This window comes from Streptomyces griseiscabiei, from assembly GCF_020010925.1.
In the GTDB taxonomy this organism is placed as follows: domain Bacteria; phylum Actinomycetota; class Actinomycetes; order Streptomycetales; family Streptomycetaceae; genus Streptomyces; species Streptomyces griseiscabiei.
This window is the reverse complement of the sequence record NZ_JAGJBZ010000002.1, coordinates 2,119,055-2,143,296: the sequence shown is the minus strand read 5'-3', so window position 1 is coordinate 2,143,296 and position 24,242 is coordinate 2,119,055. Positions and strand designations below refer to the sequence as shown.

Genomic DNA, 24,242 nt, shown 5'->3' with positions numbered 1-24,242 from the left:
CCGGGCCGCAGTCGGCGACGGGGCCTAGTTCTCCGTCACCTTCCCCGCCTCCACCACGAAGCGCCGTGTGACCCTGACCGCGTCCAGCATGCGGCGGTCGTGGGTCACCAGGAGCAGCGTGCCCTCGTACGTGTCGAGCGCGGATTCGAGCTGCTCGATGGCCGGGAGGTCGAGGTGGTTGGTGGGCTCGTCGAGGATCAGGAGGTTGACGCCTCGGCCCTGGAGCAACGCGAGGGCCGCGCGGGTGCGTTCGCCCGGGGAAAGGGTGATCGCGGGGCGTAGGACGTGGTGGGCCTTCAGGCCGAACTTGGCCAGGAGGGTGCGGACCTCGGCGGGTTCCGTGTCGGGGACGGCCGCGCAGAAGGCGTCGAGGAGGGACTCGGGGCCGTGGAAGAGCCCCCGGGCCTGGTCGACCTCGCCGACGAGGACACCCGAGCCGAGCGCCGCGTGGCCCGAGTCCAGGGGGACCCGGCCGAGCAGGGCGCCCAGGAGGGTCGACTTGCCCGCGCCGTTCGCGCCGGTGATGGCGATCCGGTCGGCCCAGTCGATCTGCAGGGACACCGGGCCGAAGGCGAAGTCGCCCCGCCGCACCTCCGCGTCGCGCATCGTGGCGACCACCGCACCGGAGCGCGGGGCCGCCGCGATCTCCATGCGCAGCTCCCACTCCTTGCGCGGCTCCTCGACGACGTCCAGCCGTTCGATCATGCGCTGGGTCTGCCGGGCCTTCGCGGCCTGCTTCTCACTGGCCTCGCTGCGGAACTTGCGGCCGATTTTGTCGTTGTCGTTGTTCGCCTTGCGGCGCGCGTTCTTGACGCCCTTGTCCATCCAGGAACGCTGCGTCTGGGCGCGGTCCTGGAGGGCGGCCTTCTTGTCGGCGTACTCCTCGTAGTCGTCCCGGGCGTGCCGGCGGGCCGTCTCGCGCTCCTCCAGGTAGGCCTCGTAGCCGCCGCCGTAGAGGTTGATCTGGTTCTGGGCGAGGTCGAGCTCCAGGACCTTGGTGACGGTGCGGGTGAGGAACTCGCGGTCGTGGCTGACGACGACCGTGCCGGCGCGCAGACCGGAGACGAAGCGTTCGAGGCGTTCCAGGCCGTCCAGGTCGAGGTCGTTGGTGGGTTCGTCGAGGAGGAAGACGTCGTAGCGGGAGAGGAGGAGGGAGGCGAGGCCCGCGCGGGCCGCCTGGCCGCCGGAGAGGCCGGTCATCGGCTGGTCCAGGTCGACGGCGAGGCCGAGGGAGTCGGTGACCTCCTCCGCGCGTTCGTCGAGGTCGGCGCCGCCGAGGTCGAGCCAGCGCTCCAGGCTCACCGAGTACGCGTCGTCGGCGCCCGGCACGCCGTCCACCAGGCCCTGCGTGGCCTCGTCCATCACCCGCTGGGCCTCCGCGACGCCCGTGCGCCGAGCGAGGAACTCGCGTACGGTCTCGCCCTCGCGGCGCTCCGGCTCCTGCGGGAGGTGGCCGACGCTCGCCGTGGGCGGGGAGAGCCGTAGCTCGCCCTCCTCCGGGGGGAGCAGGCCGGCGAGGAGGCGGAGGAGGGTGGATTTGCCCGCGCCGTTGGCGCCGACCAGGCCGATGACGTCTCCGGGGGCGACGACGAGGTCCAGGCCGGAGAAGAGGGGGCGGTCGCCGTGGGCGGCGGTGAGGTTCTTGACGACGAGGGTGGCGGTCACGAGGGGCGATCCTAACGACAGGGGGTGGGGGCGCTGGGTGGTGGTGGGGGCGGCTCCGTCCTTTTCTCGCCCCCGCCGCCCCTACCCGTCCCATCCTCCCAGGGGGCTGCGCGCCCCCTTCGGCCCCCCGTCACAGGCTTCGGGGCTCCGCCCCGGACCCCGTTCGCGCGGTTCCCCGCGCCCCTATCGGTCGTACGCCATCGGTTCCACCAGCACCGTTTCCGCAGTGCGGGCCACGATGAAGGAGTCTCCTCTCATCGTCCTGGTGTCCAGGCCGATGCGGTGTTGGCCCGCCGGGAGGATGCCGTCGAAGAAGCGGTAGGTGTGCGGGCGGTGGAGGCGGTCCAGGCGGTAGGCGGTCAGTTCCACCCGGCAGGTGGAGGTGATCTCGATGCCGGCCTGGCCGCCGGCGGCGACGAGGCGGGTGAGGCGGCGCTGTTCCGTGGGGCTGCGGTCGAGGGCGTGTTCGATCTGGGCGACCAGGAGCGGGATGATCGGGGCGAGCCCGTCGACGTACTCGACCCGCACCCCCGCCCGGTCGAAGGCGAGCCGTACCGCGGCACGGTCCGTCTCGCCGACGGCGCGGCCGAAGGCCACCACACCGTAGGTGCGCAGTTCCTCGGGGGTCACCCCGGTGGTGTCGTGCGCTATGTCCGCGCCGATCCCGATCGCGCGCAGGGCCGCGGCGAGTTTGGCGAGGACCGCGACCCGGGCACCGATGAGGAGGACCCGGCGCCGGCCCGACGGCTCGGCGGCGGACTCGCGCAGCAGGGACTTCAGCGCGCTCCGGTACTCGGGGCCGTGGAACCGGAAGGGGCCGATGCCCGTGTAGCCGTTGAGCTTCAGGTCCGCCTCCTCCTCCGTCTGCCAGGCGAAGTCCCGCCAGACGAAGTCGTCGCCGTCGCGCTCTATCACCGCGGTCACGGCGCCGCAGGCGAGGTCGGCGCATTCGGGGCAGCCGTAGATGACGTGACGGCCGCGGGCGAGGGGTGCCTCGGCCTCCAGGAGCAGGCCCCGCACCTGCGCGGTGAAGATCGAGGGCGGGATGTCGGAGGCGAGGGGGGAGACGGCGTCGAGGTCGGAGAGCTGGAACAGCAGCGGGCGTCCGTCGACCATGAAGTCCACGAAGTCCCGGTGCACTTGGTAGTCACCGTTGGCGAGGACGCCACCGGCTCGCATCGCCGGCGCCAGGCCGAAGGTCACGTATTCGGCGGACATGGTGTGAGTATCCCCACAAAGTCAGACTTGTGAGCACGGCATGACATATTCCGTTAACGTCCCGGGGTGGCCAATGAATCGAACAGCGATATGAGTGACGTGATCGTGGTCGGTGGCGGGGTCGTCGGTCTGACGACGGCCGTCGTTCTCGCGGAGCGCGGCGGACGGGTTCGGATCTGGGCACGGGAGCCCGGAGAGCGCACGACGTCCGCCGTGGCGGGCGGTCTGTGGTGGCCCTACCGGATCGAACCGGAGGAACTCGTCGGCGCCTGGGCGCTCGACTCCCTGTCCGTGTACGAGGAGTTGGCGGCCCGCCCGGACGAGACGGGCGTACGCATGGTCGAGGGCGTACACGGCGAGACCGCGCTGGACGGGCTCGGCGAGTGGGCCTCACGGGTGGCGGGGCTGCGCGTGGCGACGGCCGAGGAGTACCCGGGGGTCGGGCTGTGGGCGCGGCTGCCGCTGATCGACATGCCGGTCCATCTGCGGTGGCTGCGCGAGCGGTTCGTCGCGGCGGGTGGGGTGGTGCAGGAACGTACGGTGACCGATCTCGCGGCGGTCGAGGCGTCCGTCGTCGTCAACTGCACGGGGATCGGGGCACGGGAGCTGGTCCCGGATGCCTCCGTACGGCCCGTGCGGGGGCAGTTGGTCGTGGTGGAGAACCCGGGGATCACGACCTGGCTCACCTCCGTGGATCACTCCGGGTCGAAGAGTACGTATGTCATGCCGCAGCCCGGTGGGTTGATCCTCGGGGGTACGGCGGAGGAGGACGCCTGGACACTGACGCCGGATCCGGTGATCGCCGAGGAGATCGTGGAGCGGTGCGCGGCCCTTCGGCCCGAGATCGCCGGGGCGCGGGTCATCGAGCACCGGGTGGGGTTGCGGCCGGCCCGCCCGGCGGTCCGTCTGGAGCGGGAAGTCCTGCCGGGCGGGCGGGTGTTGGTGCACAACTACGGGCACGGTGGGGCCGGGGTGACGGTCGCCTGGGGCTGTGCGGAGGTCGCCGCGCGACTGACCACGGCTTGAACGGCCGTAGGTCGGGTGCGGGTTGTGGGGGCTGGTCGCGCTCACGCGGCGAGGCCGCGTATCGGCACAGCCCGGCGCCCCCGACGGGGCGCTCGTTGCCCACCAGCCCCCGCACAGTGCTCACTCCGGGTGATGGCTGCCGATCGGGTCGCCCTCGATGTCCGTGCCCTGGCCCGGGCCGACCCTGATCTCGAACTCGCCGTCGTAGCGCTTGTGGCCCTCGATGACGGCGAGTTCGACCGCTTCGGAGGCCATCTCCTCGCGCACGATGACATGGTCGCGGCGCAGGTCGCGCATCATGGCGACGCACATGCCGATCATCACGAGGACGAAGGGCGCGGCGGCCAGGATCGTCAGATTCTGCAGGCCCGTGAGGGCGTCGCCCTGCCCGCTGCCGACGAGGAGCATGATCGCGGCGACGGCCCCCGTGACGACACCCCAGAAGACGACGACGAAACGGCCGGGTTCGAGCGCGCCGCGCTGGGACAGCGTGCCCATCACGATGGAGGCGGCGTCGGCGCCGGAGACGAAGAAGATGCCGACGAGGATCATCACGAGGAGGCTGGAGACCGTGGCGATGGGGAACTCGTGGAGGACGGCGAAGAGCTGGCCCTCGGGTGTGGCCTCCTCACCGATGCGGCCCTGCTCCTGCAGCTTCATCGCCGTACCGCCGAAGACCGCGAACCAGACGAGGCTGACCGAGCCGGGGACGAGGATGACCCCGCCGACGAACTGGCGGATCGTGCGGCCCCGGCTGATGCGGGCGATGAACATACCGACGAAGGGCGTCCAGGAGATCCACCACGCCCAGTAGAAGACGGTCCAGCTGCCGAGCCAGTCGGCGACGCCGTCGCCGCCGGAGGCCTCGGTGCGGCCCGCGAGCTGGGGCAGGTCGCCGAGGTAGGAGAAGACCGAGGTGGGCAGCAGGTCGAGGACCAGGATGGTCGGGCCCGCGACGAAGACGAAGACCGCGAGCACCAGCGCCAGCACCATGTTGGTGTTGGACAGCCACTGGATGCCCTTCTCCACGCCGGAGACGGCCGAGGCGACGAAGGCGAGGGTCAGGACGGCGATGATGCCGACGAGCAGACCGGTGCTGACCTTGTTCATCCAGTTCAGTTCCGTGAAGCCGGAGCCGATCTGGAGGGCGCCGAGACCGAGCGAGGCCGCCGAGCCGAAGATCGTGGCGACGATCGCGAGGATGTCGATGACCCGGCCGGCGGTGCCGTTCGCGTTCTTCTCGCCGATCAGCGGGGTGAAGACGGCGCTGATGGTCTGGCGGCGCTGCTTGCGGAAGGTGCTGTAGGCGATGGCGAGGCCGACGACCGCGTAGATCGCCCAGGGGTGCAGCGTCCAGTGGAACAGGGTGGTCGCCATCGCCGTTTCCATGCGCTCGCCGGAACCGGCGGGGTCGGTGCCCGGCGGGGGCGAGGTGTAGTGGGCGAGGGGCTCGCTCACGCCGTAGAACATCAGGCCGATGCCCATACCGGCGCTGAACATCATGGCGACCCAGGAGACCGTGCGGAACTCGGGTTTCTCGCCCTCGACGCCGAGGTGGATGCGGCCGTAGCGGCTGACTGCGAGCCACAGGGCGAAGACGACGAAACAGGAGGCGGCCAGCATGAAGGCCCAGCCACCGTTGTGGATCAGGCCGTTCAGCATCTTGCCGGAGGCGGTTTCGAGCGAGTCGGTCCAGATGGCGCCCCAGAGCACGAAGGCGAGGGTGAGTGCCGCCGTCACTCCGAACACGACGCGGTCCGTCCGGGGCCGCCCGCCGCCGGAGAGACCCGCCTCCGAACCCGGAAGCGCGCCTCTCCCGTGGTGGGTGGTGTGATGATCGTGCGTCACAGGTGGAACCTTTCGGCGAATGGCTGGAACTGACTCTCTCCTGCCCAGGAACCCCTACCACATGTGACGCCGACCCCTACTTGTTCAACAGGTGGTGTCGGGAACCCCCTCCGTGAGGCGGTACGGCGCCCGCGCGTCCAGCAGCAGCGGCACGAGCGCGCGCAGCCGCTGGCGCAGCGGTACGAGCACGCCGGCCCCGTCGTCACCTGGGCGAACGCGCACTCCGTGCAGGTTCAGCTCGTCGGCGTACTCCTCGTACTGCTCCGCGGTGAGCCGGTAGCCGCAGGGCGGGTCCTGGATCACCTCGGCCGGTTCGGCGGGGTCGTTGTCGGCGCCGCCGACGTAGACCGGGCCGGTGTCGCGCAGACCCGCGAGCCGGGCCGCGCCGGTCACCCGGTCGACCTGTCGGCCGCGTTCCGCCGCGAAGCCGAACAGGCCCTTCAGGGCGGCGAGTTGGGAGTGCATCCGGCGCCGGTTGTTGACCGGTTCCGGGGTGTCGGCCGTCGGCGGGTCCACCCGGCTCTCGATCAGCAGGCCGACCGAGTGCTTGATTCCGGACATATTGCGCAGGATGCGTTCCTGGCCGTCGCCCGCGACCTGACGGATCGGGTCGCCGGTGACCGGGTCGGTCCAGATGCCGTAGGTGCCGGTCGAGTGGCCGGCCGTTTCGGCGGCCGGGCGGACGTGGTCGAGGGAGAGCCTGCGGGCCTCGGAGTGGACGGCCGGGTCGGTGTTGAGGTTGCGCGGCCAGAGGTCGAAGAGGTCCTTGTCGTAGTACAGGGGTGTGGCGCCGTATTCGTGCAGGTCGTAGACGATGTCGGGCTCGCGGTCGCGGAGGACGGCGGCGAGTGCCCGTGCCTCGGCGGTTCGCAGGGCGAGGTGGTCGCGGTTGATGTCGACGCCGTCGCTGTTGCCCCGGGTGTTCGCGGCCCGGCCGTCGGGGTTGGCGGTGGGCACGACGAGGACGGTGGTGGAGCGCAGCAGCCGCTCGGTCCGCCGGTCCCTGGCGAAGGCGAGGTCGCGGATGGTGGTGAGGCAGGCGTCGCGGCCGGAGGGCTCGTCGCCGTGCTGGCTGCAGATGAGGAGGACCGTGCGGGAGGTGGGGCGGGTGCCGATGCGGACGAGCCGGAGCGGACGGTCCTGCTCGGTCGTGCCGATGCGGGTGATCGACACCCGGTCGCTCCGCCGGTCGACGGCGGCCAGGAACTCCCGCTCCTCCGGCTGGCCGGTCCACCGGGCACCGTCCGACTGTTCGAAACCGGTGCGCGGCAGGGCGCTGTCGGCGGTGTCCGCCTGCGCGGGCGTCGCGAGGAGGGGCGCGGCGAGCGCGGTGGCGATCAGGGTCGCGATACGGGCCCTCATACGCCACCGCCCGGGACGCGGGCGGCCCGGCTCGGGTCGCGCACGCCGTCGAGGACCGACGACCGCGGGCGGGCGGTGCTGCCCGAGGTGGCCTTCGTGAAGGCCGGGGCGCCGCCGACCAGCGGGACCTTCGCGGAGGTGCGCCGGAGGTCGAGGGTCAGCGTGGGGGTGCTCGACGGCGGGTCGATCAGGTCCTTGTCGGTGCCCGCGACGATCAGCGCGAGACGGTGCCCCTTCGGTACGACGTGGTCGCTCGCGTGCAGATCGAGGGTGATCGTGTACGGGCGGCCGGGGGTGAGCGGGGCGCCGGTGGTGGAGGAGTGGTTGCCGAGGTCGGCCCAGCCGCGGCTGAAGATCGTGTAGTCGACGTCGGCCGTCCTGGCGGTGGTCTCGCGGAAGCAGGAGCTGTCGCCGGTGGTGCTCGGGCCCCAGCAGCTGCGCTCGGTGAGGGTGGTGATGCCCTCGCCGGCGGCGGCGTAGTCGCGGACGGTGTCCGGGCCGAGGTCCACGAGGACCGCCGAGAGGTGCGCGGTGGAGGTGGTGGGCGTGGCGGTCACGGTCACCCGGGAGGAGCCGGAGAGCCGTAGGGCCCTGGTGAGCGGCGGAGTGACGAAGCCGGCCTTCTCGGGGGTGGACCGGTCGACGTGGGCGGCCCAGTCGGTCTCGTTCAGCGCGGGGTCGTCGGTGAAGGTCTCGGTGCCGGGCCGCTTGCGCAGGCCGAGGGTGCCGACACCGGGTTCGTCGCCCCGGGCCGGGCGGAGGGTGGTGGCCTTCGTGGCACGCGGCGGCCAGACCTTGGCGGTCTCCCACCGGTCCGGGTGGCGTTCGATGTCGGCCATCGGCTCGTCGTCGACGCCGTTGTCGTAGCCGAGGAGTTCATGGTCGAACCAGCGGTGCAGGGTGTCGACCCACTCCGCGCGGCGGAAGTCGAAGGGGTCGACATGGCCGGTCTGGGAGAGCCAGATCTTCCGCTCCACGCCGTGCTTCGCGAGGGCGTCCCACCACTGGCCGAAGTGCTTGGCGCGGACGTTCAGGTCCTGCTGTCCGTGGACGACGAAGACGCTGGCGTCGATCTTCCGGGCGTCCTTGACGTAGTCGCGTTCGGTCCAGAGGGGGGTCCGGTCGCCGGTGCGGGGTGCCCCGTCGACGAGTTCCCGCTGGACGGCTCCGCACTTCGCGCGGGCGGCGGGGCTCTCGACGTAGTCCGACAGCCATTCGGGGCCGGAGTCGTAGAGGGGGGCGCCCTCGGCGAAGTAGTAGTCGTACCAGGAGGAGATCGCGCCGATCGGGACGATGGTCTCCAGGCCCTCGACGCCGGTGGCGGCCACGCCGTTGGCGATCGTGCCGTCGTAGCTCTTGCCGATCATGCCGGTTCTGCCGTTGGTCCAGTCGGCCCTGGTCCGTGTGGTGCCCGTGCGGGTGGTGTACGCCCTGCCCCGGCCGTTGAGCCAGTCGACGACCGCCTTGGCGGACTGGACGTCGGAGCGGCCGCCGACGTCCACACAGCCGTCGGAACGGTTGGTCCCGGCGAGGTCGACGGCGACGAAGGCGTAGCCGCGGGGCACGAAGTAGTTGTCGTAGAACAGCGGCATCTGGACGACGTTCCCGTTCGCGTCGTACGTCTTGCGCTGGCTCTCGTTGCCTCGTCCACAGCAGGAGTAGTACGGGCTGGCGTCCATGATCACGGGGATCTTGCGGCCCCGCGCGGCCGGTTCACTCGGGCGGACGATGTCGACGGCGACCCGGTCGGACCGGCCGTCGCGGTCGCCGTCCAGGCCGGTGTCCACCCAGACGGCCTCGCGGACGGCGTTGTCGTACGAGTAGACCGGTTGGCTCTTGCGGGGAGCCGGGGTGCCGGCGACCGCGGGGGTGAGGAACGTGGCCGTGAGGGCGGCGGCCGTGGCCGCCGTCGCGAGCGGTCTCCAGATCGTGAAGCGTGTGCGTCGCACTGGTATCGGCATGCGCGGACGGTACTGCGGTCAACTCCCGTGCAAAAGAGGCCCTTTTGGGGCTCGCGAGGCTTCGGGCCACGGTGTGGCCGGAAAGGAGCGTGGGCCCGGGTCGCCCAGGTCGGCCGAATGGCGATCGTGTGACGGCGGCGGCCATGGACACGACCGGGTCCACAGGAACTGAATAGGCTCCGCACAGACACACGCAAGAGCTCCCCCCACGACTTGGAGTGATTCGTGCACCGCAGACTCATCGCCCCGGGCGCGTTCATGGCCTCCCTGCTGCTGGCGATCCCGGCCTCGGCGGCCGACTTCGCGCCCGGTGCGCCGGGGATCGGCGACCCCTACTACCCGGCCTACGGCAACGGCGGCTACGACGTCTCCCACTACGACCTCCGGCTGAAGTACCAGCCGGTGACGGACCGTCTGGAAGGTACGGCGACACTGCTCGCCCGGACCACCGAGGATCTCTCCCGCTTCGATCTGGACTTTCTGCTGGACGTGAGCGAGGTCCGGGTCAACGGCGCCGTGGCGACGTTCGCCACCTCCGGCGAGCACGAGCTGGAGATCACACCACGCAACCCGCTGCCCGAGGGCACGGAGATCACGGTCGTGGTGCGCTACGCCGGGGTGCCGTCCGCGAAGGAGGCGTACGGCTTCACCAGCTGGCTCCGCACCCCCGACGGCGGTGTCGCGGCGGGTGAGCCCGAGGCGGCCTGGTGGTGGTTCCCCAGCAACGACCATCCGCTCGACAAGGCCACGTACGACGTGTCCGTGCTGGTGCCGGACGGCTCGCAGGCGATCTCCAACGGCACGCTCCAGTCGACGAGTTCACGCGCCGGCTGGACCCGGTGGAACTGGCGGTCGAACAAGCCGCAGGCCACCTATCTGGCCACCCTCGCCGTCGGGAGGTTCGACGTCACGACCGGCCGGACCGAGAACGGCATCCCGATCGTCAACGCCTACAGCAAGGACATCGGCGACAGCTACGGGGCGGCCCGGGCCAGCGTCGAGCGTACGGGCGAGGTCGCCGACTGGCTGACGGAGTACTTCGGGCCGTATCCGTACAACGCGCTCGGCGGGTACGTCCCCAACACCCCGCAGGTCGGGTACGCGCTGGAGACCCAGACCCGGCCGTTCTACAGCCCACGGCAGTTCGCGAACGGGTCGAACGTGTCCGTGGTCGTCCATGAGCTGGCCCACCAGTGGTACGGCGACCTCGTCTCCGTCGCCGGGTGGAAGGACATCTGGATCAACGAGGGCTTCGCGCGGTACGCGCAGTGGCTGTGGTCCGAGCACGAGAACGAGGGGACGGCGCGGGAGATCGCGGACTATGTCTACGCCTCCCATCCGGCCGACGATCCCTTCTGGACGGTGAAGCCTGGTGATCCGGGGCCGGAGAACCAGTTCCATCTGGCCGTCTACGACCGGGGGGCGCTGGCACTGCAGGCGCTGCGCGACGAGATCGGGGACGAGGCGTTCTTCGCGATCCTGAAGGGGTGGCCGGCGAAGTACGCGCACGGCAACGCGACGGTGGGCGACTTCGTCGCGTATGCGGAGGAGGTGTCCGGGGAGTCGTTGGGGGCGCTGTTCGATACGTGGCTGTACCAGCCGTCGAAGCCGGGTGCTGCCGCGGCTGAGCAGGGAGGCTTGGCTGTGGCGGGTGTTGCTCCCAAGGCGCCGAAGTCTTGGAAGAAGATCGTGGCGACGAACTCCGTTCATGGGCGTGGGGACAGGGGTGGGCAGTGAGGACACTGAGAGCGGGCGCCCCTGACAGGCCTACGGGCCTTCGCTTCGGTGGAGGCCCGCGTCCTGGCAGCTCCTTCGCGCGGAGCACCGCTCACCGGTCCCGGGTCAGTCCCCGTGGTCGTACACCGTCACCGCTATGCCGCGGCTGACCAGTCGGCCGGTGATCAGGGGCTCGACCCGGGACCACTTGCCGCCCGCGAGGCCGCAGCCGATGCGGGGCATGTGGACCGAGGCGTCCAGCTCCAGGGCCTTGCCGGCGAGCAGGCCGAGGGCGGTGTCAATGGCCTCGTACCGGACGGGGACCCCCTTGCTGCCGGTGCGGGTGCCGCGCTGGCCTATCAGGTTGGCGACCCAGGTGTAGGGGCCGACCTGGACGAACTGGGCGGCGCCGAGTCCGAAGTCGTTGTGCGCGCGGTCGCGGTGCCAGGCACGGTAGGCCGCCTCCGGCTCCGGCCAGCGGCGGGACAGGGCGAGGACGAAGCCCTTGCCCCAGCCGCCCAGGTCGTTGCTGACATGGGCGATGACCTTGACGCCCTTGCCCAGCGGCACGGTGGCGTCCCCCCGGACGTAGGTGATCCCCGACATGACGCCACCGTACGGGGCGGCACTGACAATCGGCACTGACAACCGGCGGTGCCTGTCGGCGGTGCTTGTCGGCGGTGACCGAGGTGCCGCGGTACCGGTGTGACAGTGATACTGCTGTGCATGACGACCGACACCGGGCAGGGCGCCGAGGAGATCGTTCTCACCGTCGACGAGCTGGCCGCGCGGGCGGGGATCACGGTGCGGACGGTCCGCTTCTACGGCACCCGGGGGCTGCTGCCGCCGCCGGTGATCGGGCCGCGCCGGGTCGGTCACTACGGACGGGACCATCTCGCGCGGCTCGCGCTGATCGAGGAACTGCAGCGGCAGGGCATGACCCTCGCCGCCGTCGAACGGTATCTGCGGCGGCTGCCGCCGGACCTCGGCCCGCGCGACCTCGCGCTCCAGCGCGCGGTGGTGGCGTCCTGGGCGCCGGACGCGGTGGAGACGGTCACCCGTGCGGAGCTGGACCGGCGGGCGGGGCGGTCGCTCAGCGAGGAGGAGGTGGAGCGGCTCGTCGCGCTGGGGGTGGCCGAGCGGGACAGCGACGCTCTGCGGGTGGATCCCGGGCTGCTGCGGCTCGGGGTGGAGCTGCTCGACGTACCCCTGTCCGAGGAGTCGATCCTCGCCGCGCGGACCGTCCTGGTCGACCATGCGCGCGCGGCGGCCCACGCGTTGTCGAGGCTCTTCCGCGACGCGGTGGCCGAGCGTGATCCGCAGGCCGTGAAGTCCCTGTCGGCGCATATGCAACCGCTTGTCGTGCAGGCCTTGTTGACGACCTTTCAGCGGTCGTTGCGGGACGAGCTGGGGCAGTGGCTCGCGGAGTCCTGAGCGGAGTCCTGAGCGGCGTTCTGAGACCGTGCGCCGGCTTTCCTCGCCCCGCCGCCCCTACCCGTCCCATCCTGAAGGGGCTGTGCCCCTTCGACCCCCAGGCGTTCGTCCGGTGGGGGCTGGTCGCGCAGTTCCCCGCGCCCCTGAAAAGCAGGGGCGCGGGGCTGGCGGAAGGCCTGCGCCGACCCGGGGCTCACTCGTCGCTGAACCGCTCCCCCTTCTCCGCCATCTCCACCAGCAGAGCCGGCGGTGTGAAGCGGTCGCCGTACTGGTCGGACAGTTCGCGGGCGCGGGCGACGAAGCCCGGGAGGCCGCCGTCGTAGCCGTTGATGTACTGGAGGACGCCGCCGGTCCAGCCGGGGAAGCCGATGCCGAAGAGGGAGCCGATGTTGGCGTCGGCGACCGAGGTGAGGACGCCCTCCTCGACGAGGCGGACGGTGTCCAGGGCCTCCGCGAACAGCATGCGTTCCTGCATGTCGCGGAAGGGGATGCGGTGGCCGGGCCGGGTGAAGTGCTCACGGAGGCCGGGCCACAGCTTGCCGCGGCTGCCGTCGGGGGCGTAGTCGTAGAAGCCCGCGCCACCACTGCGCCCCGGACGGGCGAACTCGTCGACCATGCGGTCGATGACCGTGTCGGCGGGGTGCTCCACCCAGGTGCCGCCCGCCTCCTCCACGGCCCGCCGGGACTCGGCCCGGATCTTGCGCGGCAGGGTGAGGGTCAGCTCGTCCATGAGGGAGAGCACCTTCGCGGGGTAACCCGCCTGGGCCGCGGCCTGTTCGACGGACGCGGGCTCGATGCCCTCGCCCACCATCGCGACACCCTCGTTGATGAAGTGCCCGATGACCCGGGAGGTGAAGAAACCACGCGAGTCGTTGACGACGATCGGGGTCTTCTTGATCTGCCGGACGAGGTCGAAGGCACGGGCCAGGGCCTCGTCACCCGTCTCCGCGCCCTTGATGATCTCGACGAGCGGCATCTTGTCGACGGGCGAGAAGAAGTGCAGCCCGATGAAGTCGGACCGGCGGACGACGCCCTCGGCCAGCTCGGTGATGGGGAGGGTGGAGGTGTTGGAGCAGAGCAGGGCGTCCGGTGCGACGACCCCCTCGATCTCCTGGAAGACCTTGTGCTTCAGCTCGGTGTTCTCGAACACGGCCTCGATGACGGCGTCGCAGCCCGCGAGATCCGCCGGATCGGCGGTGGGCGTGATCCGGGCGAGGAGGGCGTCGGCCTTCTCCTGGGTGGTGCGGCCCTTGGCGACCGCCTTGGCGCAGAGCTTCTCCGAGTAGGCCTTGCCCCGGGCCGCCGCCTCGGGGGTCACGTCCTTGAGGACGACGTCGATGCCCGCGCGGGCGCACGAGTAGGCGATGCCCGCGCCCATCATCCCGGCGCCGAGGACGGCGGCCCTGCGGACCTGGCGGGGCTCGACGCCCTTGGGGCGGTTCGCGCCGGAGTTGACGGCCTGGAGGTCGAAGAAGAAGGCCTGGATCATGTTCTTCGAGGTCTGGCCCGCCGCCAGCTCCACGAAGTAGCGCGCCTCGATGACCTGGGCGGTCTCGAAGTCGACCTGGGCGCCCTCGACGGCGGCGGCGAGGATGGCGCGCGGCGCCGGGTAGGGCGCGCCGTTCGTCTGCTTGCGCAGGGTGGCGGGGAACGCGGGGAGGTTCGCCGCGAACTTCGGGTGGGCGGGCGTGCCGCCGGGGATGCGGTGGCCGGGCTTGTCCCAGGGCTGCTGCGACTCGGGGTTGGCGTCGATGAAGGCCCGGGCCTTGTCCATCAACTCGTCCTGGGTGGCGGCCACTTCGTGGATCAGGCCGTTCTCCAGGGCGCGTCGCGGGGTGTACTGGGTGCCCTGGAGCAGCACCTTCAGCAGGGCGTCGGCGATGCCCAGCAGCCGTACGGTGCGGGCGACACCGCCGCCGCCGGGGAGCAGACCGAGGGTGACCTCGGGGCAGCCGATCTTGGAGCCGGGGGCGTCGAGGGCGACGCGGTGGTGGCAGGCGAGGGCCAGTTCGTAGCCGCCGCCCAGGGCCGCGCCGTTGATCGCGGCGACGACCGGCTTGCCGAGGGTCTCGATACGGCGCAGGTTCCGCTTGATCTCCAGGCCGCCGTCGAACAGCTCCTGGGCGGTGTCGGGGGTGACCCGGATGAGGTCGCGGAGGTCGCCGCCGGCGAAGAAGGTCTTCTTGGCGGAGGTGATGACGACACCGCGGATGGTGTCCTTCTCCGCCTCCAGCCGGTCGGTGACGACCGCGAGGGAGTCGCGGAACGCCTGGTTCATGGTGTTCGCGGACTGGTTCGGGTCGTCGATGACGAGGGTGACGAGGCCCGTGCGGTCCTGTTCCCAGCGGATGGTGGTGCTCACGGTCATAGCGGGGGTCTCCGTAGAAGTCTCTTGGTTCAGAAGTCTCTTGGTTCCGCCGGGTTTCACACGCGTTCGACGATGGTCGCGACGCCCATGCCGCCGCCCACGCACAGCGTGGCCAGGCCGTACCGCTTGTCCTGCCGCTCCAGCTCGTCGACGAGGGTGCCGAGGATCATCGCCCCGGTCGCGCCGAGCGGGTGGCCGAGGGCGATCGCGCCGCCGTTGACGTTCACCTTGTCGAGGGAGAGGCCCATGTCCCGGACGAAGCGCAGCACCACGGCGGCGAACGCCTCGTTGATCTCGACGAGGTCGATGTCGTCGATGGTCAGCCCGGCCTTGGCGAGGGCCTTGCGGGTCGCGGGCGCGGGGCCGGTGAGCATGATGGTGGGCTCGGAGCCGGAGACCGCGGCGGAGACGATCCGGGCGCGCGGGCGCAGGCCGTAGCGCTCGCCGATCTCCTTGCTGCCGATGGCGACGAGGGACGCGCCGTCGACGATGCCGGAGGAGTTGCCCGCGTGGTGGACGTGGTCGATCTCCTCGACCCAGTGGTACTCCTGCAGCGCCACCGCGTCGAAGCCGCCCAGCTCGCCGATGTCCGCGAACGACGGCTTCAGCCTGGCGAGGGAGTCGGCGGTCGTGCCGGGCCGCATGTACTCGTCGTGGTCGAGGACCACCAGGCCGGAGCGGTCCTTGACGGGGACGACGGACCGGTCGAAGCGGCCGTCCTTCCATGCCTCCGCCGCCCGCTCCTGGGACAGCGCCGCGTACTCGTCCACATCGCGCCGGGAGAATCCCTCGATCGTGGCGATGAGGTCGGCGCCGATGCCCTGCGGTACGAAGTTGACGGCCAGGTTGGTCATCGGGTCGTTGAACCAGGCGCCGCCGTCCGAGGCCATCGGCACCCGGGACATCGACTCGACACCGCCCGCGAGCACCAGGTCCTCCCAGCCCGAACGGACCTTCGCGGCGGCCAGGTTGACGGCCTCAAGACCCGAGGCGCAGAAGCGGTTCTCCTGGACGCCGGCGACCGTGTCGGGCAGCCCGGCGGCGATCGCGGCGGTCCTGGCGATGTCGGAGCCCTGGTCGCCGACGGGGCCCACGACACCGAGCACGATGTCGTCGACGGCGGCCGGGTCGAGGCCGGGGAAGCGGTTCTGGACCTCGTGGATCAGGCCGACGACGAGGTCGATGGGCTTGGTGCCGTGCAGGGAGCCGTTCGCCTTGCCGCGACCGCGCGGGGTGCGGATCGCGTCGTACACGTACGCTTCGGTGCTCACGAGTCTGGCCTTTCCAGTGGCGGGAGGGTGCGGCCCGGAGGCCGGTGCGGGTCGGTGTCCCGGGCGGAGGGGGCCGGGCCGGAGGTGTCCTCCAGGAGGCCGGGTATGCCCCAGTCGTCCGCCACGTCCGCCAGGGCGGCGCCCGGCTGGGCCGGGCCGGTGCGGACCGAGGTGGGGGTGGCGGAGAAGCGGGGCGCGGGGGCGGGCTGGGTGATGCCGCCGAAGTCGGTGAAGGTGCCCCGGGCCGCGAGATGCGCGTGGTGCGGGGCCTCGCGGAGCGTGAGGACGGGGGCCACACAGGCGTCGGAGCCCTCGAAGACGGCCGTCCACTCGTCCCGTGTACGGGTCCGGAAGCGGGCCTCGACCGTCTCGCGCAGCGCGCCCCAGGCGGCCGTGTCCTTGCGGGCCGGGGCACGGTCCTTGATGCCGAGGAGGTCGATGAACTCCTCGTAGAACCGCTGCTCCAGGGCGCCGACGGCCATGTACCGGCCGTCGGCGGTCTCGTAGGTGCCGTAGAAGGGGCAGCCGCCGTCGAGGAGGTTGGCGGCGCGGCGGTCCTGCCAGCCGCCGGCGGCCAGCATGCCGTGGAGCATCGCCGAGAGGTGGGCGGCGCCGTCCACGATGGCCGCGTCCACGGTCTGGCCGGTGCCGGTGGCGCGGGCGTGGTGGAGGGCGGCGAGGACACCGACGACGAGATAGAGGGAGCCGCCCGCGTAGTCGCCGAGGAGGTTGGCGGGGGCGGGTGGCGGGGTGCCGGGGGTGCCGATCATGCCGAGGGTGCCGGTGAGGGCGATGTACGCGATGTCGTGTCCGGCGCGGGGGGCGAGGGGGCCCTGCTGGCCCCAGCCGGTCATCCGGCCGTAGACGAGCCTCGGGTTGCGGGCGTGGCAGGGCCCGGGGCCGACGCCGAGGCGTTCGGCGACGCCCGGCCGGTAGCCCTCGATCAGGATGTCGGCGCGTTCGGCCAGGTCGAGGACGGTGTCCGGGCCGCCCGGGGACTTCAGGTCGACGATCACCGAGCGTTTGTTGCGGTTGGTGACGTCGTACAGCGGGTTCACGGCGAGGCCGGCGCCGCCCGGCCGGTCGACGCGGACGACGTCGGCGCCGAGGTCGGCGAGGAGCATGGCGGCGAACGGTCCCGGGCCGATGCCCGCGAGCTCCACCACGCGCACACCGGCGAGCGGTCCGTGCCCGGGCGTCTTCGCCACTGCCATGGAGCCCCCATGCTCGGCGACCGGTCGTCCGTGACCCGTCGCGTGTGTGACACATCTGCTGTGACACCAGTGATGCTAAGAACGTGTTCCACTCCGCACAAGCCCAGAATGAGCAAACGCTTAGTCATTGTGCCCGGAGTCGCGGCGGGTGTCAGCCCGCCCTCGCCGGGCTTCCGTCCCGTGGCTTCAGCGGGCGTCCAGCTCCGCTATGAGGCGCTTCGGGGCGATCACGCGGTAGCTCTCCTCGACCCAGTCGCACAGCAGCTCCGCGGGCGGGGCGCCCTTCTCCTCCAGCGGCACCCGCACCCACCCGGCCCTGCCCAGGCCGTACCCCGCGGGCTCGGCGCCGGGGCAGGTGAGGGCGTGGGCGTGGGTCTCCTCGTCCCTGAGCTTCACGGTGACGCCCAGCGGGTAGCCGCCGTCATCCGTCCCGAGGAACACGAACACCTTCTTGTTGACCTTCGCGACGCTCTCGCCCCACGGGAACTCCTCGGCCGCACCGGGCATCCCCAGGGCGAACTCGCGCACCTTCTCCCATTTTTTCAGGGCGTTCTTCGGTACGGCCACGGCCACCTCCGGATCCCGCGCGCTCGGCTGCTCGTCCCTCACGCTAGCCTCAGCCACCGACAACGGCGCGTGGGCGGGTCGCGGGCGAGGCTTGAGGGGTTACATGAGCAACGGGCAGGGCAGGGCGGAGCGGGCGTACGACATCGTGCTCTACGGGGCCACGGGGTTCGTCGGGCAGCTCACCGCGGAGTATCTCGCCGGGAACGCGCCCGAGGGACTGCGCTGGGCGATCGCCGGGCGCGACGCGGACAAGCTCGCGGCACTGCGCGAACGGCTGCCCGGCGGCGCGGGGATCGGCGTGCTGCGAGCGGACGGGTCCGATGCGGACGCCGTACGCGAACTCGCCCGGCAGACACGGGTGATGGCCACCACGGTCGGCCCCTACATCACCCACGGCGAGGAGCTGGTGGCCGCCTGCGCGGACGAGGGCACCGACTATCTGGACCTCACCGGTGAGCCCGAGTTCGTCGACCTGACGTTCGTCCGGCACGACGCACGCGCGCGGGAGACCGGCGCCCGTCTCGTGCACGCGGCGGGCTTCGACTCGATACCGCACGACCTGGGCGCGTACTTCACCGTGCGGCAGCTCCCGGAGGACGTGCCGATCACCGTGGACGGCTTCGTGCGCGCCGAGGGCATGTTCTCGGGCGGTACGTTCAACTCCGCGCTCACCGGGTTCTCCCGCGGCCGGCAGACGATGTCCGCCGCGCAGGACCGCAGGCGGCACGAGCCGCGCCTGGTGGGGCGCCGGGCGTACGCGCCGGTGAGCGCGCCCCGGTTCGCCAAGGAGGTCGGGGCGTGGGCGCTGCCGCTGCCGACCATCGACGCGCAGGTGGTGCAGCGCTCGGCGCGCGCCCTGCGGCGCTACGGACCGGACTTCCGCTACCGCCACTACGCGGCCGTGAAGACCCTGCCGTACGCGGTGGGCGGGGTGGCGTTCGTCGGCGCGATGGTCGCCGCCGCGCAGGTGCCGCCGGTGCGGCGCTGGCTGGGCGACCGGCTGAAGCCGGGTGAGGGGCCGAGCGAGGAGAAGCGGGCGAAGAGCTGGTTCTCGGTGCGGTTCGTCGGCGAGGGCGGTGGGCGCCGGGTCTTCACGGAGGTCGCGGGCGGCGACCCCGGCTACGGCGAGACGGCGAAGATGTTCGCCGAGTCCGCGCTCTGCCTGGCCTTCGACGACCTCCCGGCCACGGCGGGGCAGGTCACGACGGCGGTCGCGATGGGCGACGCGCTGATCGAACGGCTGCGCGCGGCGGGGATCACCTTCCGGGTGGCGGCGTCCCAGTAGGACCCGGCCGATCGGGTGGGCCGGGCGGGACTACTGGGCCCACCCGGTCAGCGTGTAGACCATCCCGGCGATCCAGGCCAGTCCGGCGATCACGGCGAGGATCAGCCCGGTCGTCACGGCACGCTCGACGGCCTGGGCGGGTCCGGCGGCGGGCTTGGGTGCTCGGTGCGTCGTCATACGGCCCAGCCTGCCGATCATGACGGCGCCCCGGCATCCGTACTCGTACTCAGTTCGTACTCAGGTACCCGGTCCGCGCCCGCCTTCGAGCGGTGCCCCGGCGGCCGTCTCCTTCAGGGCCCGGCGGCAGAGGGAGTCGGCGCGGCGCGTGGTCTCCGGGAGGCGGTAGGCCGGGGTGAGGGCGAGGGTGTGGGCGCAGGCGGTGGGGAGGGTGACGCGGTGGCCGACGGAGACGAAGACCGGTTTGACGCCGTCGCGGGTGCGCAGGGCGCGGCCCACCTCCTCGGTGCCCGCGAGCAGCGGCGAGGAGCTCCCGCGTGAGGCCGCGGGTTCGTCGTAGGTGAAGGCGAAGGGGTTCTTGGCGACGCCGATCGTGGGGAGCCCGGTGAGGACGCCGAGGTGGGCGGCGAGCCCGAAGCGGCGCGGATGGGCGAGCCCGTAGCCGTCGCAGACGACGAGACCGGGGTCGCACGGCAGCGCGTCGAGCGCGGCCAGCACGGTCGGCACCTCACGGAACGCGAGCAGTCCGGGGACGTACGGGAAGGAGACCTGCCCGATCGCCGTGGCCTCCGCGACCACGGTGAGCGTCGCCGCGTCCAGCACCACGGCCGCCGCCGCGACGACGTCCCGCTCGTCGTCGTAGGCCACGTCCACGCCGGTGACATGCCCGGAGCCCGGCGGTGGCCCGATCTCGTCGAGGACCACTGCGCCCCGCAACTCGTCCTGCACGGCGAGGGCTTGCTCTTCGGTGGCGGGCCAGCCCGCGGGGATGCGTACGGTCGTCATGGTGCTGACGAGCGTACGCATCCCGGCACGGGTGGGCGGTCCGGGGCTACTCGTTCCCGAGGGCGCGCCGGAGCCGGCTCTTGTCCATACCCGAACGGCCCGGCACACCCCGCTTCTTGGCCTCTTCGTAGAGCTGGTCGTAGGTGGGTCCCTGCGCGCCCTTGTGGGAGCGCTGCCCGCCGCGCCTGCTCGACGACATGTCCTGGGTGGAGGTGCGGCTCGCGGTCTTCGACTCGCCGGACCGCGCCCGCTCCTTGTTGACGGTCCGGGCGGCGATCTCCTCGGCGCGCGACTCGCTCTCGCCCCGGTGCTCGGCGCTCTCCTTGATGTGCTCGTACTGGCGTTCCCTCTTGGGGCTGGAACCGCGCGGCATGGCCGATCACACTCCCTTCCTCACCCTTCGCGGCCGTTCATGGCCGTCCATGGCCGTCCATGGGCCTTCGTGGCCGGAACACGCCACGGGTACCCCCATCGGCCGGGCCGACCCACACCGGTCAGTTCTCCAGCCGCGCGACCCTCCCCTGCTCCCCCGCCGCCCAGCAGCCCCGGTCCGGGGTGCAGTCGACGGTGTCGTAGGAGCCGGTGTCGAGCGTGTGCCAGGTCCGGCCGCCGTCGGTGGTGAGGTCGGTGCCGGTGGGGCCGACGGCGAGGGCGTTCGTACGGCTGTACGGAAGCCAGGTGACGCCGGAGCGGTAGGCGGGCGGCGGCTGCGCGGCGGGGGTCCAGGTGCGGCCGGTGTCGCCGGTGGTCGCCGCGGCGCGCGGGGACGGCTGGTCGGCGCGGTAGTCGCCGCCGACGGCGATGCCGTGCGCCCGGTCCCGGAAGGCGAGCGCGAAGACGCCCCGGGCCGGGTCCCCGGCGGGGACGGTGGTGTCGGCGGCCGTCCAGGTCAGCCCCCGGTCGGCGGAGTGCAGCACCCGTGCGCGGGCTGCCCCTCCGGTGGCCAGCCACACATCGCGCGGACCGGAGTTCACGAGGCACTGCCCGCTCGCCGCGAAGCCCGCCTCGCCCTCCAGGGCGGGCGGCATGCCCGTGTTCGGCAGGACCTTCCAGGAGCGGCCGCCGTCCTTGGTGGACAGGATGCGGAACTTGCCGTCGACGGGGTCGCTCATGGCGAGTCCGTGGCGGGGGTCGAAGAAGGTGAGGCAGTCGTAGAAGGCGCGCGGATCGGTGTTGCGGAAGGACTCGGTCCATGTCGAACCGCCGTCGTCCGTGCGGTACACGCGGGAGGCCTCGCCCTCGCCGATGGCCAGGACGACCGCCCTGCGTGCGTCGAATGCCTCGATGTCCCGGAACTGCAGATCCTGTGCGCCGGGCGGTGAGACGTTGCGCCAGGTCCTGCCCCCGTCGCCGGTGCGCAGCACGGTCCCGGCGGAGCCCGCCAGCCACGCGCTGTTCCGGCTGACCGCGGCGAGCCCGCGAAAGCGCACGTCGGTGCCGGTGTCCTTCAGTTCCCAGTGCGGTGGACGGCCCTCCCCGTGTGCCTGCGCGGGCACCGCCAGGGCGGCGGCGAGCGCCGCCGCGGCCAGGCCTGTCGTCATCGTCCGACTCGTCCGACTCATCCGTCTCGACTGCCCCAAGCCCCTCATGGCGGGCGAAGCTAGTGCACCGGTCCGGCGCCGTCCAGATGGCCTCGGCCGGGAACCACCGGGCGGCGTCCGGTGTCCTCTCCCATATCCCGCGACGCGGGACGAGAAAGGGATCACCCCAGGGATTGGGCTCGGTGACAGAGGTCACTCGACTCTCGTGTGCACGGATCGGCCCGATCCGGCGTCTTTGCAATTGCCAGGCTTCAGCCATCCGGAATCCGTCCACCCGTCACAAGGGAGCAAGGCGTTGTCCACCGTCATCGAGCAGCCCGTAGAGGCCCGTCTCGTCGCCGCCGCGCCGCGGATGCCGAGCATTCCCGCCACGCTCCACTACGACCCCACCGACCCCTTCGCGGTCCGTATGACCTTCCCCGCCCCGGCCACGCTGGAGGGTGTCGACGTCTGCTGGACCTTCGCCCGCGAACTCCTCGTGACCGGTATGGAGGAGTCCGTCGGCCACGGGGACGTGCGCGTCCGCCCGTACGGCTACGACCGGCTCGTCCTGGAGTTCCACGCCCCCGAGGGCACGGCCGTGGTGCATGTCCACGCCGGGGAGATACGCCGCTTCCTCGAGCGTTCGATCGACCTGGTGCCGCTCGGCCTGGAACACCACCATGTCGACCTGGACCACGACCTCGCCCAGCTGATGCGGGACGCCTGCTGAGGCGCGGCGCCGGTCCGGAGGCAGGTCCCCGCCCGTCCCGGTGCCGCGTTTAATGCGTTGACAGCCTTCCGCGCCCCTCCGTACGTTGTTGCACGGTCCTGTTGCCGTCGATTGGAGAAGGACGTTGCTCGTCTGAGGTCCTGAGACACCGCGTCACACACCTTGCCGCCTTCCGGCGTCATGCCGCTCTCCATGGCATTGCTGTGTGCGTTGCGTGCGACCTCGGCGTACGAGCCGTCCTGCCGGCAGCGGGCCTTTCCGCTGCCCGCCTCTTCGCTCTCGTCGGGCCGCCCCTCGCGGTGTTTCGAACGCGTCCCCCCGGCCGCATCGCACCCGCGAGGTTCCTCATGTCTACTCCCCTTTCCCTCACCTGCACCTCCCTGTCCTTCGCCTGGCCCGACGGCACCCCCGTCTTCGACGACCTCCAGATCGCGTTCGGCCCCGGCCGGACCGGCCTCGTCGGCGTCAACGGGTCAGGGAAATCAACCCTGTTGAAGCTGATCGCCGGTGAACTCACCCCGTCCGAGGGCACCGTCCGCGCGATCGGCGAGGTCGGCTACCTCCCGCAGAACGTCACCCTCGACACCGGCCTGAAGGTCGATCAGGCGCTCGGGATCGCCGCCGCCCGCACCGCGCTGCACGCCATCGAGGCGGGCGACGTGGCCGAGGAGCACTTCGCGGCGGTCGGCGACGACTGGGACGTGGAGGAGCGCGCCCTGGCGACGCTCGGTCAACTCGGCCTGGGCCACGTCGATCTGGACCGCACGATCGGCGAGGTCTCGGGCGGCGAGTCGGTGCTGCTGCGCCTCGCCGCGCTGCTGCTCCGCCGCCCCGACGTCCTCCTCCTGGACGAGCCCACCAACAACCTCGACCTGTACGCGCGGAGGCGCCTGTACGACGCCGTCGAGTCCTGGTCCGGGGTCATGGTCGTGGTCAGCCACGACCGTGAACTCCTGGATCTGGTCGACCAGATCGCCGATCTGCACGCGGGCGAGGTCACCTGGTACGGCGGCAACTTCTCCGCGTACGAGGAGGCGCTCGCCACCGAACAGGAGGCGGCCGAGCGGATGGTGCGGGTCGCCGAGTCCGATCTGAAGAAGCAGAAGCGCGAACTCGTGGACGCCCACGTCAAGTTGGCCCGGCGCAAGCGGTTCGGGCAGAAGATGCAGGACCAGAAGCGGGTGCCGAAGATCGTCGCGGGCCTGCGCAAGCGGGCCGCCCAGGAGTCCGCGGGCAAGCACCGCATCCTGCACGAGGAGCGGCTCGCCGGGGCGAAGGAACGCCTCGACGAGGCGGTGGAGGCCGTACGGGACGAGGACGAGATCCGCGTCGAGCTGCCGTACACGGCCGTACCCCCGGGCCGGACCGTCCTCACCCTGCTGGACCTGGAGCTGAGGTACGGCGCCCGGGTGAAGGGCGGGTTCGATCTGCGCGGTCCGGAGCGGATCGCCCTGATCGGTCGCAACGGCTCGGGCAAGACCACGCTGCTGCGGACGATCGCGGGCGAGCTGGAGCCGGTGGGCGGCGAGACGCGGGCGCATGTGCCGATGCGGTTCCTGCCGCAGCGGCTCGACGTCCTCGACGAGGAGCTGACGGTCGCCGAGAACGTGGCCCGGTTCGCGCCGGAGGCCACCAACAACCGGGTCCGGGCCCGTCTCGCCCGCTTCCTGTTCCGGGGCGCCCGTGCCGACCAGCTCGCGGCGACCCTGTCCGGCGGGGAGCGCTTCCGGGCGGCCCTCGCCGCCCTGATGCTCGCCGAGCCCGCCCCGCAGCTGCTGATGCTGGACGAGCCGACGAACAACCTCGATCTGGCGAGCGTGCGGCAGCTGACGACCGCCCTGGAGTCGTACGAGGGGGCGCTGATCGTGGCCAGCCACGATCTGCCGTTCCTGGAGTCGATCGGGATCACCAGGTGGCTGCTGATGGAGGAGGGAGAGCTGCGGGCGACGACGCCGGAGGAGATCGAGGCCGGCGGCTGACCCGGCCGGCCGAGGCGTCGGCGCGGGGCCTGGCTACCGCCGAGTATCTCAGGAGGGCCACAGCCTGCCCACGGGGGTTTTGTCCTCGTGCGCCGGGGCTGCATGATGGCGG

20 protein-coding genes are annotated in these 24,242 nt (G+C 71.7%); 6 read left to right on the top strand and 14 right to left on the bottom strand.

Annotation, left to right across the window (positions count from 1 at the left end; all coding sequences use genetic code 11):
* Nucleotides 1-24: 24 nt before the first annotated feature.
* Entirely contained in the window at nucleotides 25-1,665 is a 1,641-nt protein-coding gene (locus J8M51_RS26620; RefSeq protein ID WP_267299530.1) for an ABC-F family ATP-binding cassette domain-containing protein, read from the bottom strand.
* A 183-nt stretch (nucleotides 1,666-1,848) separates the two neighbouring features.
* A complete protein-coding gene (locus J8M51_RS26615; RefSeq protein WP_086754249.1) occupies nucleotides 1,849-2,883 on the bottom strand; it encodes an oxidoreductase in 1,035 nt (344 codons plus the stop codon).
* A 90-nt stretch (nucleotides 2,884-2,973) separates the two neighbouring features.
* Between J8M51_RS26615 and J8M51_RS26610 the strand changes: the two genes are divergently transcribed.
* Nucleotides 2,974-3,909: an FAD-dependent oxidoreductase gene (locus tag J8M51_RS26610; RefSeq protein ID WP_086754251.1), complete on the top strand. Its 936-nt coding sequence runs from the start codon at nucleotides 2,974-2,976 to the stop codon at nucleotides 3,907-3,909.
* Nucleotides 3,910-4,029: 120 nt separating this feature from the next.
* On the opposite strand, the gene J8M51_RS26605 is transcribed toward J8M51_RS26610, so the two are convergent.
* The 3 genes from J8M51_RS26605 to J8M51_RS26595 all read right to left on the bottom strand — a co-directional run bounded on the left by J8M51_RS26605 (nucleotide 4,030) and on the right by J8M51_RS26595 (nucleotide 9,080).
* Nucleotides 4,030-5,757: a BCCT family transporter gene (locus J8M51_RS26605; RefSeq protein WP_086754253.1), complete on the bottom strand. Its 1,728-nt coding sequence runs from the start codon at nucleotides 5,755-5,757 to the stop codon at nucleotides 4,030-4,032.
* Between the two features lie 84 nt (nucleotides 5,758-5,841).
* Nucleotides 5,842-7,119, bottom strand: a complete 1,278-nt coding sequence (locus J8M51_RS26600; protein WP_086754255.1) for a M14 family metallopeptidase — start codon at nucleotides 7,117-7,119, stop codon at nucleotides 5,842-5,844.
* The gene (locus J8M51_RS26595) at nucleotides 7,116-9,080 is read right to left on the bottom strand and encodes a Xaa-Pro dipeptidyl-peptidase (protein ID WP_086754257.1); all 1,965 of its coding nucleotides are present in this window, start codon (nucleotides 9,078-9,080) and stop codon (nucleotides 7,116-7,118) included. Before J8M51_RS26595 ends, J8M51_RS26600 begins: the two co-directional genes overlap by 4 nt.
* Before the next feature lie 225 nt (nucleotides 9,081-9,305).
* Here J8M51_RS26595 and J8M51_RS26590 point away from each other — a divergent pair, with 225 nt between their 5' ends.
* Entirely contained in the window at nucleotides 9,306-10,817 is a 1,512-nt protein-coding gene (locus tag J8M51_RS26590) for a M1 family metallopeptidase (RefSeq protein ID WP_086754259.1), read from the top strand.
* A 105-nt stretch (nucleotides 10,818-10,922) separates the two neighbouring features.
* Here J8M51_RS26590 and J8M51_RS26585 read toward each other — a convergent pair whose 3' ends face one another.
* Nucleotides 10,923-11,402 (bottom strand): macro domain-containing protein, encoded by a 480-nt coding sequence (locus J8M51_RS26585; protein ID WP_086754261.1) that lies wholly within the window; start codon nucleotides 11,400-11,402, stop codon nucleotides 10,923-10,925.
* Nucleotides 11,403-11,522: 120 nt separating this feature from the next.
* Here J8M51_RS26585 and J8M51_RS26580 point away from each other — a divergent pair, with 120 nt between their 5' ends.
* Nucleotides 11,523-12,230, top strand: a complete 708-nt coding sequence (locus J8M51_RS26580; protein ID WP_086754263.1) for a MerR family transcriptional regulator — start codon at nucleotides 11,523-11,525, stop codon at nucleotides 12,228-12,230.
* A 193-nt stretch (nucleotides 12,231-12,423) separates the two neighbouring features.
* Here J8M51_RS26580 and J8M51_RS26575 read toward each other — a convergent pair whose 3' ends face one another.
* The 4 genes from J8M51_RS26575 to J8M51_RS26560 all read right to left on the bottom strand — a co-directional run bounded on the left by J8M51_RS26575 (nucleotide 12,424) and on the right by J8M51_RS26560 (nucleotide 17,650).
* The gene (locus J8M51_RS26575; protein WP_267299529.1) at nucleotides 12,424-14,598 is read right to left on the bottom strand and encodes a 3-hydroxyacyl-CoA dehydrogenase NAD-binding domain-containing protein; all 2,175 of its coding nucleotides are present in this window, start codon (nucleotides 14,596-14,598) and stop codon (nucleotides 12,424-12,426) included.
* A gap of 56 nt (nucleotides 14,599-14,654) precedes the next feature.
* A complete protein-coding gene (locus J8M51_RS26570; protein WP_216588274.1) occupies nucleotides 14,655-15,869 on the bottom strand; it encodes an acetyl-CoA C-acetyltransferase in 1,215 nt (404 codons plus the stop codon).
* A complete protein-coding gene (locus tag J8M51_RS26565; RefSeq protein WP_267299528.1) occupies nucleotides 15,866-17,083 on the bottom strand; it encodes a CaiB/BaiF CoA transferase family protein in 1,218 nt (405 codons plus the stop codon). The genes J8M51_RS26570 and J8M51_RS26565 overlap by 4 nt, the downstream gene beginning before the upstream one ends.
* Before the next feature lie 186 nt (nucleotides 17,084-17,269).
* Nucleotides 17,270-17,650 carry an MmcQ/YjbR family DNA-binding protein gene (locus tag J8M51_RS26560; protein WP_086764573.1) on the bottom strand — a complete coding sequence of 127 codons (381 nt, stop codon included), beginning with the start codon at nucleotides 17,648-17,650 and terminating at the stop codon, nucleotides 17,270-17,272.
* Between the two features lie 103 nt (nucleotides 17,651-17,753).
* On the opposite strand from J8M51_RS26560, the gene J8M51_RS26555 reads away from it, so the two are divergent.
* On the top strand, nucleotides 17,754-18,935 hold the full coding sequence (locus J8M51_RS26555; protein ID WP_086764564.1) for a saccharopine dehydrogenase family protein: 1,182 nt from the start codon (nucleotides 17,754-17,756) through the stop codon (nucleotides 18,933-18,935).
* A gap of 30 nt (nucleotides 18,936-18,965) precedes the next feature.
* Here the strand turns inward: J8M51_RS26555 and mmpA are convergent, their stop codons facing one another.
* From mmpA to J8M51_RS26535, 4 genes are all read right to left on the bottom strand, one after another.
* Nucleotides 18,966-19,112, bottom strand: coding sequence for a morphogenic membrane protein MmpA (gene mmpA, locus J8M51_RS26550; protein WP_179203551.1), 147 nt, complete (start codon nucleotides 19,110-19,112; stop codon nucleotides 18,966-18,968).
* Nucleotides 19,113-19,172: 60 nt separating this feature from the next.
* Nucleotides 19,173-19,898, bottom strand: a complete 726-nt coding sequence (locus J8M51_RS26545) for an endonuclease V (RefSeq protein ID WP_179203552.1) — start codon at nucleotides 19,896-19,898, stop codon at nucleotides 19,173-19,175.
* 46 nt (nucleotides 19,899-19,944) lie between these two features.
* Entirely contained in the window at nucleotides 19,945-20,271 is a 327-nt protein-coding gene (locus tag J8M51_RS26540; RefSeq protein ID WP_086764570.1) for a plasmid stabilization protein, read from the bottom strand.
* A gap of 121 nt (nucleotides 20,272-20,392) precedes the next feature.
* On the bottom strand, nucleotides 20,393-21,439 hold the full coding sequence (locus J8M51_RS26535; protein WP_267299527.1) for a WD40/YVTN/BNR-like repeat-containing protein: 1,047 nt from the start codon (nucleotides 21,437-21,439) through the stop codon (nucleotides 20,393-20,395).
* A 295-nt stretch (nucleotides 21,440-21,734) separates the two neighbouring features.
* Here J8M51_RS26535 and ssgD point away from each other — a divergent pair, with 295 nt between their 5' ends.
* Both ssgD and J8M51_RS26525 read left to right on the top strand, forming a co-directional pair.
* Nucleotides 21,735-22,151 carry a spore wall synthesis regulator SsgD gene (gene ssgD / locus J8M51_RS26530; RefSeq protein WP_086752135.1) on the top strand — a complete coding sequence of 139 codons (417 nt, stop codon included), beginning with the start codon at nucleotides 21,735-21,737 and terminating at the stop codon, nucleotides 22,149-22,151.
* Between the two features lie 347 nt (nucleotides 22,152-22,498).
* A complete protein-coding gene (locus J8M51_RS26525) occupies nucleotides 22,499-24,130 on the top strand; it encodes an ABC-F family ATP-binding cassette domain-containing protein (protein ID WP_086752137.1) in 1,632 nt (543 codons plus the stop codon).
* The last annotated feature ends 112 nt before the right edge of the window (nucleotides 24,131-24,242 follow it).

Excerpts from the sequence above, each read along its gene's own strand:
- J8M51_RS26615 (WP_086754249.1), bottom strand. The coding sequence starts at position 2,883 with ATGTCCGCCGAATACGTGACCTTCGGCCTGGCGCCGGCGATGCGAGCC.
- J8M51_RS26610 (WP_086754251.1), top strand. The coding sequence starts at position 2,974 with ATGAGTGACGTGATCGTGGTCGGTGGCGGGGTCGTCGGTCTGACGACG.
- J8M51_RS26600 (WP_086754255.1), bottom strand. The coding sequence starts at position 7,119 with ATGAGGGCCCGTATCGCGACCCTGATCGCCACCGCGCTCGCCGCGCCC.
- J8M51_RS26595 (WP_086754257.1), bottom strand. The coding sequence starts at position 9,080 with ATGCCGATACCAGTGCGACGCACACGCTTCACGATCTGGAGACCGCTC.
- J8M51_RS26585 (WP_086754261.1), bottom strand. The coding sequence starts at position 11,402 with ATGTCGGGGATCACCTACGTCCGGGGGGACGCCACCGTGCCGCTGGGC.
- J8M51_RS26580 (WP_086754263.1), top strand. The coding sequence starts at position 11,523 with ATGACGACCGACACCGGGCAGGGCGCCGAGGAGATCGTTCTCACCGTC.
- J8M51_RS26575 (WP_267299529.1), bottom strand. The coding sequence starts at position 14,598 with ATGACCGTGAGCACCACCATCCGCTGGGAACAGGACCGCACGGGCCTC.
- J8M51_RS26565 (WP_267299528.1), bottom strand. The coding sequence starts at position 17,083 with ATGGCAGTGGCGAAGACGCCCGGGCACGGACCGCTCGCCGGTGTGCGC.
- J8M51_RS26555 (WP_086764564.1), top strand. The coding sequence starts at position 17,754 with ATGAGCAACGGGCAGGGCAGGGCGGAGCGGGCGTACGACATCGTGCTC.
- mmpA (WP_179203551.1), bottom strand. The coding sequence starts at position 19,112 with ATGACGACGCACCGAGCACCCAAGCCCGCCGCCGGACCCGCCCAGGCC.
- J8M51_RS26545 (WP_179203552.1), bottom strand. The coding sequence starts at position 19,898 with ATGACGACCGTACGCATCCCCGCGGGCTGGCCCGCCACCGAAGAGCAA.
- J8M51_RS26540 (WP_086764570.1), bottom strand. The coding sequence starts at position 20,271 with ATGCCGCGCGGTTCCAGCCCCAAGAGGGAACGCCAGTACGAGCACATC.
- J8M51_RS26535 (WP_267299527.1), bottom strand. The coding sequence starts at position 21,439 with ATGACGACAGGCCTGGCCGCGGCGGCGCTCGCCGCCGCCCTGGCGGTG.
- J8M51_RS26525 (WP_086752137.1), top strand. The coding sequence starts at position 22,499 with ATGTCTACTCCCCTTTCCCTCACCTGCACCTCCCTGTCCTTCGCCTGG.